Source organism: Novosphingobium sp., assembly GCF_965229225.1.
GTDB lineage: Bacteria > Pseudomonadota > Alphaproteobacteria > Sphingomonadales > Sphingomonadaceae > Novosphingobium.
The window spans coordinates 3020378-3035966 of sequence record NZ_OZ245867.1 but is presented as its reverse complement, the minus strand read 5'-3'; the positions used below and the strand labels follow the sequence as shown (position 1 = coordinate 3035966).

Sequence of the window (15589 nt, the reverse complement as noted above, 5' to 3'; positions counted from 1 at the left end):
CGGACCGGCAGCGCACAGGATCAGGCGACGGGCTCGCCGATGATCAGCTCGGGCACGGAGAGCGTGCGCGAGACGGGCGTGGGGAGTCCTTCCTTCTTGATCATGGCTTCGAGCTCGGCACGGCGCGCGGCCATCTGCTCGCCCAGCGCGACAAGATCGACGTCCGCTGCGGTGGCCTGCGCGAACATGCCCTCGCGCGACATTTCCTCTTCCTTGACGTGGTGCTTGATCTCGTCGGCGAGCACGGTGACCTTGGCCGCATAGAACGGCTCGGCGGGCTTGCCGGCCATGAGCTGGCTGATCAGAAGCTTGGCGCCATCGTGTTCGACGTAGGCTTCGTCGAGCGTGTCATCGTCGATCTTGCCGCGCAGTGCGGGATAGAAGATCTCTTCCTCGATCGTGGCGTGGATGATGAGCTCGGCGCAGATCTGCATGGCGAGCGTCTTCTGCTTCGGCTGGGTCTTGGCGGCTTCGAATGCTTCGAACAGATCCTCGACCGCGCGGTGCTCGGCCTTGAGCATGGCAACGGCGTCTTTGGCTTTGGGGGGCATGGGCGGGTCCTTCGCTCTTGGCTGGTGCGGCAAAGGGCTGCGCCGCACCATACGAGGCCAAATGCGCCGTGCCGGGAATTGTTGCAGGAACCGGCCCTGCGGCGCGGAGCTCGCTGCAACGGGCCTGCCCCATGGTGAAGAGGCAGGCCGCGAAAGGCCCGCCATGCCGCGGGTCCGACAAATCCGGGGGTGCCGCAGGGCCGCGGCGCTTGACAAGCAGGGCGGCTGGCCGCTTTTCAGCCTTATTCTTGGGGCAAGGGCGCCTCATAACCGGAGAATACGCAAATGGATCGCGCCGCCACAGCCGCCCGCATCGCCGAGGTGATCGAACCGTTCAACAAGAACGGGCTCGCCATCGACGAAACCACCTCGTTTGCCGGGGATCTCGAGTGGGACAGCCTCACCGTGATGGACTTCGTGGCCGCGATCGAGGACGAATTCGACATCATCATCAGCATGAACCAGCAGGCCGAGATCGAAACCTATGGCCAGCTGATCGATGCCGTGACCACGATGCAGGGCTGAAGCCATGAACGACATGACCCCTCCTGAGATGCCGACCACCGACCTCTTCTCGAAGTTCGATCCGCTGATCGAGACGCGCCGTTCGCTGCTGGCGACGGGCGTGACCGATCCGTTCAGCCTCGTGATGGAGAAGGTGCTTTCGCCCACGACGGCGATCTGCAGCGGGCGTGAGACGATCCTGCTCGGCACCTACAACTACATGGGCATGACCTTCGACCCCGACGTGATCGCGGCGGGCAAGCAGGCGCTCGACGATTTCGGCGCGGGCACCACCGGCAGCCGCGTGCTCAACGGCACGTATGCAGGCCACCGCGCGGTGGAAGAGGCGCTCAAGGAATTCTACGGCATGGACCATGCCATGGTGTTCTCGACCGGATACCAGGCCAACCTCGGCATCATCAGCACGATCGCAGGCAAGGGCGATTACATCGTGCTCGACATCGACAGCCACGCCTCGATCTGGGATGGCTGCAAGATGGGCGACGCCGAAGTCGTGCCGTTCAAGCACAACGATATCGAGGCGATGGAAAAGCGCCTGAAGCGCATTCCCGCCGGCGCGGGCAAGCTGGTCGTGCTCGAAGGCGTCTATTCGATGCTGGGCGATATCGCGCCGCTCAAGGAAATGATCCGCATCGCCAAGGAAAACGGCGCGATGGTGCTGGTGGATGAAGCGCATTCGATGGGCTTCATCGGCCCTAACGGGCGCGGCGTGGCCGAGGATCAGGGCGTGCTCGAGGATGTCGATTTCGTGATCGGCACGTTCTCCAAGTCGGTCGGCACGGTGGGCGGCTTCTGCGTTTCGAACCACCCGAAGTTCGAGATCATGCGGCTGGTCTGCCGCCCCTACGTCTTCACCGCGAGCCTGCCGCCGAGCGTGGTGGCCACCGCCGCCACTTCGATCCGCAAGCTGATGCACGCCGGAAACAAGCGCGCGCACCTGTGGGAAAATTCGCGCACGCTGCATGGGGCGCTGACGCAGCTGGGCTTCAAGCTGGGCACGGCAGAACCGCAGAGCGCGATCATCGCGGTGATCATGCCCGATCTGGAGCGCGGCGCGATGATGTGGGAAGCGCTGCTGCGCGAGGGGCTCTACGTGAACCTTGCCCGCCCGCCCGCGACGCCGGCGGGAATGACCCTGCTGCGCTGCTCGCTTTGCGCCGAACATACCGCCGAGCAGGTGGGGATCATCACCGGCATGTTCGAACGTGCGGGCAAGGCCGTGGGGATCATCTGATGCGGCGGGGGATGGCGGCCGCGCTGGCGATCTGGGCCGCGCCCGCGCTGGCCCAGACGGCGGCGGCGCCGAGCTTCCCCCCGCCCTCCCCGCCCGTTACCGCGCCGGGCGACGGAATGCTGGACAAGCCTTGCCCCGATCAGACCGGCCTGTGGTTCGGCCATCCTTATGTGAAGGCCAACGACTGGGCCTGGGAATGCAAGTACGCCGAGGCGGAAAAGCAGGTGGCCGCGCCGCCGCGTGTGGTGTTCATCGGCGATTCGATCACCGAAGGGTGGGTGGCGCTTGCGCCGAAGCTGTTTGCCGGGGGCGCGGTGGGGCGCGGAATCAGCGGCCAGACGAGCCCGCAGATCCTCGTGCGGTTCTATCAGGATGTGGTGCGGCTGCGCCCGCGCGTGGTGCACATCATGATCGGCACCAACGATCTGGCGGGCAATACCGGGCCCAACAGCCCGGAGATGTACAAGAACCACGTGATGGCAATGGTCGACATCGCGCGCGCCAACGGGATCGGCGTGGTGCTGGGAAGCATCCTGCCCGCCGCGAAGTTCCCGTGGAAACCGGCGCTGGCCCCGGCCAGGCAAGTCGTCGCGCTCAATGGCTGGCTGCGTGAGCTCGCGCGGGTGCGGGGCGCAGTCTATGCCGACTATTACGGCACGCTGGTCAATGCCGAAGGCGGCATGAACCCCGACGTTGCGCCCGATGGCATCCACCCCAATGCCAAGGGCTATGCAATCATGGAGCCGATCACCCGCGCCGCAATTGCCGAAGCGGAAAAGACCGCCGCACCGCAGCGCTAAAGATTGCCAGACTGGGCCGCCCGTGCCAGCCTTGATGCTGGCAAGGGGGGCAAGTCGTTGAACAAGGCCGTATTCCATTCGATCATCAGTGCGGTTCTGCTGGGATTGGCTGAACCGGCGCTCGCGCAAGCTGGCCACGACATGGGCAGTCATGACGTGGCTGGGCACGACATGGAGGCGCCCTCCACCGGCAAGCCGCTGAGCGAGGCGCAGACCGCCGAAGGCGCGGCCAAGGCCGCTGAGCCGGGGCATGGCGATCATGGGGGCGATCATGGGGGCGATCACGCGGACCATGCCTCGCACGACGACAACACTGTGCCCAAGGTGCCGACGCTGCTCACCGGCTATGGCAACGGCGGCTTTACGATCAGCACCACGGCCCCGGCGGCGCAGGCGTTCTTTTCCAACGGGTTGGAACTGGGCGCAGCCTTTGCGCACAAGGCCGCGATCGCAGCGATGGGCGAGGCGGTGCGGCTCGATCCGGCCTGCGCGATGTGTCTGTGGGGCGAAGCGCTCGTTTCAGGCCCCACGATCAACTATGGCAGCGACGGCAAGGAGCGCGCGCCGCTGCTCGTGATGGTGCGCAAGGCCAAGGCGCTGGCGGCGAAAAATGGCACCGCGCGCGAGCGCGACCTGATCGACGCACTGATCCTGCGCTACCTGCCGGACAAGAAAGTCCACGCACGCGATGTGGCCTATGCGGCAGCGATGCGACACGTGGCGGCGCGCTACCCGGCGGACAACGAAATCGCGGTGCTGACGGCGGACGCGCTGATGGTGTCCTCGTTCGTGGAGGACGCCGAGGATTTCGACCACGGCGCAATCGATGCGGCCATCACGCTGCTGGAGCAGGTGCTGAAACGCGCGCCAGAGCATACGCCTGCGATCCATTTCTTTATTCACGCCACCGAAGTTTCGGGCGAGCCGGCCAAGGCCGAACGCTATGCCGACAAGCTGGCGGACCTTGCCCCGAATGCCAGCCATCTGGTCCATATGCCGAGCCACACGTTCTTCTGGGTGGGCCGCTATCAGGATGCCGCCGATACCAACTGGCGCGCGGTGGAGATCGGCAAGGCCAATGCCAAGCGGCTGGGCCTGCCCGAGCCCAAGGGCGTGTGGGACCTGCCCTATCACGCGCACAACGTGATCTTCGGGCTTGGCGGGGCGATGATGGCAGGTGACGCGCGCACCGCGCTCAATCTGGCACGGCCACTGGTCGAACGGTCCGCCGAGCGCGAGAAGGCGGAGCCATTTTCGCAGATGCTGGCGGCGGCGGGATACTTTGCGCTTGCCCGCTTCGATGATCCGGCGGCGGTACTGGCGCTGGCCGAACCGAAGCTGCCCTACCTCAAGGCGGCGCGGCACTATGCACGAGGCGAGGCGATGGTGTGGCTGCGCGATCTGGCCGGTGCCAAGGCGGAGTTGGCGGCGATCCCGGCGCAAGTGGCAGAGGGCAAAGTCGAACGCGATCACCGCGCGCCCGAGCAGATGCTGGGCATCACACGCGGCGTGCTGGAAGGCCGCATCGCCATGGCAGAAGGGCGCTACAAGGACGCGGTCACGGCGTTCACGGCGGCGGCGGACATCGAGGAAACCAAGGATTTCATGCAATTCTCCGACCCGCCGGCATTCTGGTATCCGGTGCGGCGCGATGTTGCGGCGGCGCTGCTGGCTTCGGGCGATGCGGCAGGCGCGCGCGGAGCAGCGGAGGAATCGCTGCGGCTGCGGCCACGCGATCCGGTGGCGGAAGACCTGCTGGCGCGCGCCGAGGGGATGGCAGTGCGGGTGCATTGAGGGCTTTCACCCCTCCACCACCCGCTGCGCGGGCGGTCCCCCTCCCCATTTGCCCCTTCGACAAGCTCAAGGGAAAATAGGGAGGAACAAGAAGGTCCTCCCTGTTTTTGCGAAGCACAAACGGGGAGGTGGCAACCCGAAGGGCTGACGGAGGGGTTCTTCAGCCTTCCACCAGCATCAGCGCATCGAGCGCGACCACGCCCTGGCCCTTGGGATGCAGGATCACCGGGTTGAGATCGACTTCACGGATGCGTGGTTCAGCGCGCAGCACGCGACCGAGCGTGACAATCAGCTGCGTGAGCGCGGGAACATCGAGCGCAGGCGCCCCGCGATAGCCGGCCAGGATCGCAGCGCTCTTGAGCTTCATCAGTTCGGCCTCGACCGCCTCCGCCGTCATGTCTGCCGCGAGCAGGCGCACATCGCCGAGAATTTCGGCGGTGACACCGCCAAAGCCGGCGAGGAGGACCGGGCCCCATTCGGGATCGTTCTTCGCGCCGACGATCATCTCAACCCCGCGCGCGCCCATGCCCTCGATCAGCACGCCATCGAGCGTGATCGCGGCGGAATAGGCGGCGACGCTGGCGTGCATCTTGTCCCACGCGGTGCGCACCGCGGCGGCATCGGCCAAGTTCAGGATCACACCGCCCGCATCGCTCTTGTGGCTGAGCGCGGCGGCCTGCGCCTTCATCGCGACGGGATAGCCGAGTGCTTCGGCGGCGGCGACGGCCTCGTCGGCGCTGGCGGCGAACCTACCTGCAGGGAAAGGAATGCCGAGCGGGCCGAGCAGCGCCTTGGCCTGATATTCGGGGATCACGCCGGTGTGATCGGCAAGGCCGGGCACGGCGAGCGGCGCCTGCGTAGAGGTGGCGGTATCGCGCGCAGAAAACTGCGTGAGGCGGGTGATCGCCCGCAGCGCACGTTCGGTGGTGGGGAACCACGGAACGCCGGCTTCGCGCAGCGCGGCAATGCGCTCGGGCGGGACGGCAGCGCCTTCATCGAGCCCGGCGAAGATCAGCGGCTTGGTGAGGGGTTTCGCAGTGGCGGCGGCGAGGATGGGTGGGAACTTGATCGCGCAAGTCACCGCTTCGGCCTGGATGATCCCGGCAAGCACGGTGCCGACGCGCGGATCCTCCAGCAAGGCATCGAGGCAGCGGGTGTAGATCGCCGGTTCGGAAAGGCCCTGTGCGGTGATATCGAGCGGATTGCTGACCGGCACGAACGGCGGCAGCGCAGCACGCAAGGCGGGCGAATCCGCATCATGCAGCGGCGCAAGCGGGAGGCCGAGCGATTCCGCCAGATCGAGCGTGAGCGCCTTGAACGCGCCCGATTCGCCGAGCACCGCCGTGTGCCCCGCAGGCAACACCGGGCAGCGCAGCGCGATTTCGGCGATGTCGCCCAGTTCTTCCAGCGTTTCGGCCATGATTACCCCAGCGCGGGTCACCTTGGCGCGCATCAGGGCATAGTCGCCCGCCATGGCGCCGGTGTGCGTCGCGGCGGATTCGCGCGCGGCGCTGGAGGTGCCGGGGTGGAGCAGGACGATCGGCTTGCCCGCCGCCGCCGCGCGCGCGGCCGCCGCGAGGAAGCGCTCCGGCTTCCTGAACTGCTCGACGATCATCGCGATTACTTGCGTATCGTCCTGATCGATGAGCCATTCGACATAGTCCTCGACACCGCTCGCCGCCTCGTTGCCGGTCGAGACCGAGTAGGAAACGCCGCAATCGCGCGCGAGGAGCATGGTGCCGAGCACGGCGGCCATCGCACCCGATTGCGAGACGACGCCGATCGCGCGCTTGCCCGCCGGTGGCCGCGCGTCGGTCTCGACGAAGGTGAGCGGGATGCGGTCGACGTAGTTGACGAGGCCAAGGCAGTTGGGGCCTTCGATGACCATGCCGGCCTCGTGGGCAATGCGCGCGATCTCGCGCTGCTCGGCAAGGCCTTCCGGCCCGCCCTCGGCAAAGCCCGCCGCGAAGATGACCACACCGCCAACCTTGCGCGCGGCCAGCGCCTTTACCGCATCGAGCACGCCCACGCGGGGAATCGCAAGGACGGCAGCATCGACGCCCTCGGGCAGCGCCTCGATCCCGGGCAGGCAGGTGCGGCCGCCCAGCGTCTCGCGCTTGGGGTTGATCGGATAGACCGCCCCGGAAAAGCCATTGGCATCGAGATTGGAGAGCAACGTGGTGCCGAGCGCGCCCGGCTTGTCCGAAGCGCCGACCACCGCGACCGAGCGCGGACGCAGCAGCCGCTCGAGCGCCGGAAGGACAGGGGCAGTGTTGGCGGTATCGGGCACGGCGCTCTCCGGATTAGGTTATACCGTATAACAATAGCCGCTGCAGGCGCACAGGGCAAGGCTGCCCGGATGGACAGCTACTGGAGAGACTGGCCAAAGCCTGGCAGGCCAGAGGTTGACGGGCGGGAGGACGGCGTGGCAATGCGAATGCGCGACGCGGGTATAGCTTAGTGGTAAAGCACCAGCCTTCCAAGCTGGCTATGCGGGTTCGATTCCCGCTACCCGCTCCAGCCCTCCCGCAGATTCAGCCCAGCAGTTCCTCGATCTGGCCGAGGCGTTCCTTGCCGAAGAACATCTCGCCATCCACGAAGAAAGTGGGGATGCCGAAGGCGCCGCGATCGACGGCGGCCTGCGTATTGGCAGCGAGGCGGTCCTTCACGGCAGCGGACTGGGCGCCCTCTGCCAGCGCGGCGGCGGGGAGGCTGGCGGTGGCGATGACGGCATCGACGGCGGCGGTGTCCGCAGGATTCAGCCCGTCTTCCCAGATCGCGCGCAAGAAGCTGTCCGCAAAGGCTTCACCGCAGCCGAGATCGATGGCGGCAAGGAGCAGGCGCAGGAGTTCGACCGAGCGGAACGGGAACGCCGGGTTCATGCGGAACTTCGTGAGGCCGTGGCGGGCGATGAAGCGCTGCATTTCGAGCTGGGCATAGGCGTTCTTGCCCTTGATTTCGGCATCGCGCATGAACGGCGGAGCGTTGCCGGTGAGTTTGTGCATGCCGCCCAGCAGTGCGGGCGTCAGCGTGATCGTTGCGCCCTTGCGCGCGGCAAGAGCCTTGAGCGGCCCCCACACAAGGTAGCCGTTGGGGCTGACGAAATCGAAGATGAACTCGATAGTCCGGGTCATATCAGAAGCGCTCCTGCAAAGGTCATAGATCAAGCTCGTGCGTCCATGCCGAGCGGGGTTGCTGGTGCAGCCAGACGAAGGCCTGCGCGCGATCGTCCACCCGCGAGCGCGGGAACACGCCGTTGGCGGCTGGTTCGCTCACCCTGCCCCCTCTGCATTGCTGGCGCTCCTCGTACCGCGCAGAACGTGCAGTTAGCAATCGCCCGAGCGCAGGGGCGCTGCTAGGCTCACCGCATGAGCAGTTCTCCCTTTCGCGCCGCCGTTGTGCAGGCAGCATCCGACCCCGCCGGCAGCGCGGCTTCCGCAGCCAAGGCCGCCCGCCTGATTGCCGAGGCCGGCGCCGCCGGCGCAAAGCTCGCCGTGTTTCCCGAAGCCTTCATCGGCGGCTATCCCAAGGGCGCACGGTTTGGCGCGCCGATCGGGCTGCGGCTGCCGGAGGGGCGCGAGGCCTATGCGCGGTACTACGCGGCGGCGGTGGCGCTGGACGGCCCGGAAATCGCGGCGGTGCGCGAGGCTGCTGGCACTGCGGGGATGGTCGTGGTGATCGGGGTGATCGAGCGTGTGGGCTCGACGCTCTATTGCACCGCGCTGATCATCGACGGGACGGCGGGAACCATGGCGCACCACCGCAAGCTTATGCCGACTGCGGCCGAGCGGTTGGTCTGGGGCTTCGGTGATGGCTCCACCCTGCCGGTGGTGGAAACCGCGCTCGGCACCGTAGGCGCGGTGATCTGCTGGGAAAACTACATGCCGATGCTGCGCATGGCGATGTATGGCCAGGGCGTGACGCTCTACTGCGCGCCGACGGCGGACGACCGCGACGGCTGGGCCTCCTCGATGCGGCACATCGCGCTGGAAGGGCGCTGCCACGTGCTCTCCGCCTGCCAGTTCCTGCGGCGGCGCGATCTGCCCGAGGGACAGGAATGCGTGCTGGGCGAGGACGCAGACACCGTGCTGATGCGCGGCGGGAGCCTGATCGTGGGGCCGCTGGGCGAAATGCTGGCGGGGCCGGACTACAGCGGCGAGACGGTGCTCTATGCCGAGATCGATCCCGCCGAGATCGCCCGCGCGCGCTATGATTTCGATGCGGTGGGGCATTATTCGCGGCCCGATGTGTTCCGCCTCACGGTGGACCGCCGCGCCAAGCCGGCGGTGGCGTGGATCGAGGACGACGCCTGATGCACCTCAGGATGGACGGGCTCAGCGGAGCCGAGCGCTACAAGCTGCTGGCCGGGACCGTGGTGCCGCGGCCGATCGCCTGGGTATCGACGCTTTCGGCGGCAGGCGTGGGCAATGTCGCCCCCTACAGCTTCTTCAACATGATCTCGGCCGCGCCGCCGCTGGTGGTGCTGGGCGCGATGCGGGGGAGCGGCGGCGTTCTCAAGGATACAGCGACCAACATTCTGGAAACGAAGGAGTTCGTCGTCAATCTGGTGAGCGAGCCGATGCTCGAGGCGATGAACGTGACTTGCGTGGATGCGCCGCCCGAGATCGACGAGGCGATGCTGGCCGGGCTCGAGATGCTGCCGAGCGAACTCGTCGCGCCGCCGCGCATCGCGGGCGCGCCGGTGAGCCTCGAGTGCCGGCTCTATCAGGCGATCGACGCGCCGCCGGGCAGCACGATCATTCTGGGCGAAGTTCTGGCGATGACCATCGACGACCGGTTCGTCGATGCCGCTAGCCTGCGGCCCGATCCGGTGGCGATGCAGCTGATGGGCCGGGTTCACGGTGTGGGCGGCTATACCCGCATCCAGACCGACCGGACGCTGGAGAGACCCGTCTATCGTCCCGGAACAAATTGATTCACTCGATTGAATCATTCTGTCGCCTAAGCTAGACGGGCACAAAGGCTCCAGCGAGAGTCGTGCGGGAGAGAACCGTTGGACGTGACCAAGCCTCAAGGAAACGAGCGGACCCCGGCAAAGCACAAGCCGATCCTGTCGCTGATGCGCGTGATCGAGATGAATCTCGGCTTCCTTGGCCTGCAATTCAGCTTCGGCCTGCAGCAGGGCAACATGGTGCCGATCTATTCGTGGCTCGGCGCGGATGAATCGAATCTCCCCATCCTGCAACTGGCCGGGCCGATGACCGGTCTCCTCATCCAGCCGCTGGTCGGCGCACTCTCCGACCGCACCAGTTCACGGTTTGGCCGCCGCACGCCCTATTTCCTGATCGGCGCGGTGATGTGCAGCCTGGGCCTGCTGTTCATGCCGTTTTCCGCGAGCATCCTGATGGCGGCGAGCCTGCTGTGGCTGCTCGATGCCGGCAACAACATCACGATGGAGCCCTACCGCGCCTATGTGAGCGACCGGCTGGACGAGAGCCAGCACGAGATCGGCTACCTCAGCCAGAGCGCGTTCACGGGGCTGGCGCAGTGCCTTGCGTTCCTTTCGCCTTCGATCCTCGTCTACTGGGTGGGGATCGACCGCAATGCGGTGGATGCGCACAATATCCCGACGATCACGCATATTTCGTTCATGGTCGGCGCGGTGCTTTCGATCACCACGATCCTGTGGTCGATCTGGCGCGTGCCCGAATTGCCGCTGAGCGAGGACGAAAAGGCGCGCATTGCCGCCGCGCCCAAGTCTGCGGGCGCAACGCTGGGCGAGATCGGCCGCGCGATCGTGGAGATGCCCCAGGCGATGCGCAGCATGGCGTGGATGAGCCTGTTCCAGTGGTACGGCTTCTCGATCTACTGGTCCTACAGCGCGCTTTCGATCGGACGATCGATCTATGGCACGGCAGACAAATCGAGCGAGGCGTTCCGCGCTGCGGTGCTGACAACGCAGCAGTTGGGTGCGTTCTACAACCTTGTCGGCTTTGCCGCAGCGCTGGCGATGGTGCCGATCTCGCGCGCGCTGGGGGCATCGCGGGTGCATATGGCATGTCTTGCTGCGGGCGGGCTCGGCATGGTGGCGATGGCGCATGTTGCGGGCGCGCCGAGTGCGCCGGGGCCGGTGTTCTCCGCGCTGGCGATGCCCGATCTTGGCAGCCACACGCCGCTGCTGCTGATCGCGGTAACGCTGGGCATGTGCTGGGCGAGCATCATGGGCAACCCCTACATCATCCTTGCCGGCTCGATCCCGCCGGAGCGGACGGGGGTCTACATGGGCATTTTCAACATGATGATCGTGATCCCGATGCTGCTCAATGGCCTGACCTTCGGCTGGATCTACAACCACGTGCTCGGCGCAGACCCGCGCAATGCGCTGAGCTTTGCCGGCGCGCTGCTGGTGATGGCGGCGATCACCATGCTGCGCGTACGCGATCCGCGCCGGACGGCGGAGCTGGTGCATGCCTGACATGGGCGTTCCTGACATCATCGCGCTGGAAAGCCCGGGCTGCTCCGCCGTGTGGGAGCTGCCCCCCGGCGAGGCACCGCTGTGGCGATACTGGGGGCCGCGCCTGCCCGAAGGCGCACAGCCTTCCGCAAGCCTGCGCAGCGAGCGGCCCGAGCCGAGCTTCTCGCTCCATTTCGATCAGCCGCTGACAGTGTTTCCCGGCTTCGGCATGGGCTGGTTCGGGCAGAGCGCGCTGCTGGCCGACCGGGGCGGGCGCGACTGGTCGTTTCAGGCGGGCGAATGCAAGGTCGAGCGGCTGGATGCACAGACCGTGCGCTTCGTGCTGCATGATGCGGTTACAAGGATCGCGGTGACGACGAGCTACACGCTCGATCCCGCGACCGACGTGATGACCGTGCGCACCGCGCTTTCCAACGGAGGCGATGCGCCGCTGCATGTGCATTGGCTGGCCGCCGCCGCGCTGCCGCTTCCCGAGGATGCAACAGAGGTCCATTCGCTGGCCGGGCGGCACAATTCGGAATTCGTGCCGGTGCGCGACCCCCTCACCCGCAGCATATGGCGGCGCGAAAACCGGCGCGGGCTGACATCGCACGATTGCTTCCCCGGCGCGGTGGTGACCTGCGGCGATGGCAGTGCCTATGGCGCGCAGATCGCTTGGTCGGGCAATCACGCGCAGACGATCGAGTGGATCGACGACGGGCGTTGGCAGTGGCAGCTGGGCGAATGGCTGGCGCCGGGCGAGGCGATCATCGCACCGGGCGGCGTGCTGCAGAGCCCGGAAGTGCTCGCGACAGCTTCAGCCGAAGGCCCCAACGGGGTGGCGCATGCGTTCCACCGCGGCATCCGGGCAAGGATGACCTGGCCGGGCGGTGCAGAGGGCGCGGCCAAGCGGCCCGTGCACATCAACACCTGGGAAGGGTTCTACTTCAAGCACGACGAAGCCGCCCTGATGGACTTGGCGCGGGCGGCGGCGAGCATCGGGATCGAGCGTTTCGTGCTGGATGACGGCTGGTTCGGCAAGCGCGACGACGATACCTCATCGCTCGGCGACTGGACGGTGGACAAGCGCAAATACCCGCGTGGGCTGGGACCGCTGGCGAAGACGGTCACGGACCTCGGCATGGAATTCGGCCTGTGGGTCGAGCCGGAGATGGTCAATCGCAACAGCGATCTCTATCGCCGCCATCCCGACTGGGCGCTGCACGTGGACGGGCGCCCGCTGCTTGAGGCGCGCAACCAGCTGGTGCTCGATCTCGCGCGGCCCGAGGTGAGCGCCTATCTGTTCGATGCGATTGCGGCGCTGCTGCGCGAGCTGCCGATCAGCTACCTCAAGTGGGATCACAACCGCGATCTGGTCCATGCCGGGAGCCTGCCGCACTACCGCGCGCAAGTGCTGGCGACCTATGCCCTGATGGACCGGCTGCGCGCGGCATTTCCGGCGGTGGAAATCGAAGCCTGCGCTGGCGGCGGCGGGCGGATCGACGCGGAGATCATCAAGCGCACACACCGCTTCTGGACAAGCGACTGCATCGACGCGGTTTCGCGCGCGGGCATGCAGCGCGGGTTCCTTCAGTTCATGCCGCCCGAAGTGATGGGCAGCCACGTGGGCGCAAGCCCGGCGCATTCGACCGGGCGCTCGCAATCGATGGCGTTTCGCTGCGGGGTGGCGCTGCCGGGCCATTTCGGCGTGGAGCTGGACGCCCGCAAGCTGGGCGAGACCGAGCGCCGCGAGCTCATGGCCGGGATCGCGCGCTACAAAGCCCTGCGCGAACGCCTGCATGCGGGCCGCGTGTGGATGGGCGAAGTGGGCGACGGGGTGGTGTGGCAGGCACATGGCTCGGCCGAGGATATGGTCGTGCTGGTGACGCGGACGCAGCCCACGACGATGCGCCACCAGCCGAACCTCAGGCTGCCGATGGCGCTGCCGGGGCGCACGTATACGATTGCGTCCGAGAACGGCGAGCTCGCGCGGATGGACGGTGGCTGGCTCGCGCGCGTAGGCATGGCCGTCCCGCCGCTACCCGGCGAGGCTGTGCTGGTGCTTGAGGTGCGTTCATGAGTTTCGATCCTGCCGAACATCCCCATCGGCGTTACGATCCACTGAGCGATACCTGGCTGCTGGTTTCCCCGCACCGCGCCAAGCGGCCGTGGCAGGGGGCGGAGGAAGTGCCGGACAGGGCGCGCCCGCCTGTGCATGATCCCGGCTGCTATCTCTGCGCCGGGAACACACGCGTGAACGGCGAGCGCAACCCGGATTACACCGGGCCTTACGTGTTCCAGAACGATTTTGCCGCGCTGCTGCCCGATACGCCGGCGCCGGATGCCGGAAACGGATTGTTCCGCGCGGAACAGGCAACGGGCGAAGCGCGGGTGATCTGCTTCTCGCCCGATCATGGCCGCACCCTGCCCGAGCTTTCCATCGCGGAACGGCGCGCGGTGATCGACACTTGGTGTGCCGAGGCGGCAGATCTGGGCCAGCGCTACAGCGTGGTTTCGATCTTCGAGAACAAGGGCGCGATGATGGGGTGCTCCAACCCGCATCCGCACGGGCAAGTCTGGGCGACGAGCCATGTGCCGCAGCTGATCGCGACCGAGGACCGCACGCAGGCAGCTTGGCTCGCAAACACGGGCCGCCCGATGCTGGCGGAACTGGTGGAAGCCGAGGCGGCTGGCCCGCGCGTGGTCTGCGCCAGCGAGCACTGGCTGGCGATCGTGCCGTTCTGGGCGGTCTGGCCGTTCGAGACGCTGTTGCTGCCGCGCGGCGATGTGGCGCGCCTGCCCGATCTTTCGCACGACCAGCGCGCCGATCTCGCCGCGATCCTTGGCGACCTCACCACGCGGTACGACAATCTGTTCCAGTGCTCCTTCCCCTATTCGATGGGCTGGCATGGCGCGCCCTTCGGGCATGAGCCGAGCGCACCCCACCCCAGCGCACACTGGCGGCTGCATGCGCATTTCTATCCGCCGCTGCTGCGCTCTGCTTCGGTGCGCAAGTTCATGGCGGGTTTCGAGATCCTGGCTGAGACGCAGCGCGATCTGACGGCCGAGCAGGCAGCAGAACGGCTGCGCGCCTGTGGCGGCCCGCATTTCCGGAGCGCCGCATGACCCTGGCAGAACAGTTCGCGCAAGCCTTTGGCGCGGCTCCTGCAGTGGTCGCGCGGGCGCCGGGGCGGGTCAACCTGATCGGCGAGCACACCGACTACAACGACGGCTTCGTGCTGCCTTGCGCGATCAGCGTGGAAACGCAGATCGCAGCCGCGCCGCGCAGTGATGGCCGGATTCGCGTTGTCGCCTGCGATTTCGGCGGGGCCGTGGCGGAATGGGCGCTCAATGCGCCCCATGCCGCCGATCCCGCCAATCCCTGGGCCGATTACGTGCGCGGCATGACCTCCGCGATGATCGAGCGCGGCCATGCCCTGACCGGCGCGGACATCGCCATGACCGGGACCGTGCCCAAGGGCGCCGGACTGTCCTCCTCAGCCTCGCTGATGGTCGGCATCGGCACGGTGCTGGCGGCGCTGGCTGGGCTTGCCATCGCCCCTGCCGACATCGCCCGCATGGCGCAGGCGGGCGAGTGCGATCACGTGGGCATGCGCTGCGGGATCATGGACCAGCTGGCCTCGGCCGCAGGTGTCGCCCGCCACGCGCTGATGATCGATTGCCGTTCGCTGGATGTGACGCCGGTGGCGATGCCGGGGGACGTGCAGATCCTGATCGTCCATTCGGGCGTGGCGCGCGGGCTGGTCGAAGGTGCCTACAACGAGCGGCGCAGGCAGTGCGAGGTGGCGGCGGCAGCGATCGGCGTGCCCGCGCTGCGGGATGCGGACATGGCGATGCTGAACCGTGCCGGGCTCGATCCGCTGACCCTGGCGCGGGCACGGCATGTGGTGAGCGAGAACGCGCGGGTGCTGGCGGCGGCGCAAGCGCTGGCAACTGGCGACCTCAGAGCGACTGGCGAACTGATGGCGGCATCGCACGCCTCGATGCGCGACGATTTCCAGATCACTGTGCCGCCGGTCGATGCGCTGGCGGCAGAACTGCAGGCGCTGATCGGCCCCGATGGCGGCGCGCGCATGACCGGCGGCGGCTTTGGCGGCGCGGTCGTCGCGCTGTGCCGGGCGGACCGCGCCGACGCGGTGCTGGACGCCCTCACCTATCGCAGGCCCGACGGTAGCGCGCCACTGGTGCTGCGCGAAGCGGCCTGCGACGGGGCCGGGCTTATCATGAGGTAAGCGCGCTGCTCGTCCCT

General features: G+C 67.2%; 13 protein-coding genes and 1 tRNA gene. 11 read left to right on the top strand and 3 right to left on the bottom strand.

The window, feature by feature from the left end; translation table 11 throughout:
- Nucleotides 1–20: 20 nt before the first annotated feature.
- Nucleotides 21–551 carry a hemerythrin domain-containing protein gene (locus ACO06X_RS14060; RefSeq protein WP_421836866.1) on the bottom strand — a complete coding sequence of 177 codons (531 nt, stop codon included), beginning with the start codon at nt 549–551 and terminating at the stop codon, nt 21–23.
- A 285-nt stretch (nt 552–836) separates the two neighbouring features.
- Between ACO06X_RS14060 and ACO06X_RS14055 the strand changes: the two genes are divergently transcribed.
- The 4 genes from ACO06X_RS14055 to ACO06X_RS14040 are packed head-to-tail and all read left to right on the top strand — an operon-like array spanning nt 837 to nt 4904.
- Complete coding sequence (locus ACO06X_RS14055) at nt 837–1076, top strand: acyl carrier protein (protein WP_421836865.1); 240 nt, start codon at nt 837–839, stop codon at nt 1074–1076.
- A 4-nt stretch (nt 1077–1080) separates the two neighbouring features.
- Entirely contained in the window at nt 1081–2310 is a 1230-nt protein-coding gene (spt, locus tag ACO06X_RS14050) for a serine palmitoyltransferase (protein ID WP_421836864.1), read from the top strand.
- A complete protein-coding gene (locus tag ACO06X_RS14045) occupies nt 2310–3110 on the top strand; it encodes an SGNH/GDSL hydrolase family protein (protein ID WP_421836863.1) in 801 nt (266 codons plus the stop codon). The genes spt and ACO06X_RS14045 overlap by 1 nt, the downstream gene beginning before the upstream one ends.
- Nucleotides 3111–3167: 57 nt before the next feature.
- A complete protein-coding gene (locus ACO06X_RS14040; RefSeq protein ID WP_421836862.1) occupies nt 3168–4904 on the top strand; it encodes a hypothetical protein in 1737 nt (578 codons plus the stop codon).
- A gap of 160 nt (nt 4905–5064) precedes the next feature.
- Here ACO06X_RS14040 and ACO06X_RS14035 read toward each other — a convergent pair whose 3' ends face one another.
- Complete coding sequence (locus tag ACO06X_RS14035) at nt 5065–7194, bottom strand: acetate--CoA ligase family protein (RefSeq protein ID WP_421836861.1); 2130 nt, start codon at nt 7192–7194, stop codon at nt 5065–5067.
- A gap of 156 nt (nt 7195–7350) precedes the next feature.
- On the opposite strand from ACO06X_RS14035, the gene ACO06X_RS14030 reads away from it, so the two are divergent.
- Nucleotides 7351–7424, top strand: a tRNA-Gly gene (locus ACO06X_RS14030).
- Nucleotides 7425–7438: 14 nt separating this feature from the next.
- Here ACO06X_RS14030 and ACO06X_RS14025 read toward each other — a convergent pair.
- Nucleotides 7439–8038, bottom strand: a complete 600-nt coding sequence (locus ACO06X_RS14025) for a 2-hydroxychromene-2-carboxylate isomerase (RefSeq protein WP_421836860.1) — start codon at nt 8036–8038, stop codon at nt 7439–7441.
- Between the two features lie 234 nt (nt 8039–8272).
- On the opposite strand from ACO06X_RS14025, the gene ACO06X_RS14020 reads away from it, so the two are divergent.
- The 6 genes from ACO06X_RS14020 to galK all read left to right on the top strand — a co-directional run bounded on the left by ACO06X_RS14020 (nt 8273) and on the right by galK (nt 15572).
- Complete coding sequence (locus ACO06X_RS14020) at nt 8273–9217, top strand: carbon-nitrogen hydrolase family protein (RefSeq protein ID WP_421836859.1); 945 nt, start codon at nt 8273–8275, stop codon at nt 9215–9217.
- Entirely contained in the window at nt 9217–9840 is a 624-nt protein-coding gene (locus ACO06X_RS14015) for a flavin reductase family protein (protein WP_421836858.1), read from the top strand. Before ACO06X_RS14020 ends, ACO06X_RS14015 begins: the two co-directional genes overlap by 1 nt.
- A 159-nt stretch (nt 9841–9999) precedes the next feature.
- Nucleotides 10000–11340: an MFS transporter gene (locus ACO06X_RS14010; RefSeq protein ID WP_421839914.1), complete on the top strand. Its 1341-nt coding sequence runs from the start codon at nt 10000–10002 to the stop codon at nt 11338–11340.
- On the top strand, nt 11333–13399 hold the full coding sequence (locus ACO06X_RS14005; RefSeq protein WP_421836857.1) for an alpha-galactosidase: 2067 nt from the start codon (nt 11333–11335) through the stop codon (nt 13397–13399). The genes ACO06X_RS14010 and ACO06X_RS14005 overlap by 8 nt, the downstream gene beginning before the upstream one ends.
- Nucleotides 13396–14445, top strand: coding sequence for a UDP-glucose--hexose-1-phosphate uridylyltransferase (locus ACO06X_RS14000; RefSeq protein WP_421836856.1), 1050 nt, complete (start codon nt 13396–13398; stop codon nt 14443–14445). The genes ACO06X_RS14005 and ACO06X_RS14000 overlap by 4 nt, the downstream gene beginning before the upstream one ends.
- Nucleotides 14442–15572, top strand: a complete 1131-nt coding sequence (galK, locus tag ACO06X_RS13995) for a galactokinase (RefSeq protein WP_421836855.1) — start codon at nt 14442–14444, stop codon at nt 15570–15572. The genes ACO06X_RS14000 and galK overlap by 4 nt, the downstream gene beginning before the upstream one ends.
- Nucleotides 15573–15589 lie beyond the last annotated feature (17 nt).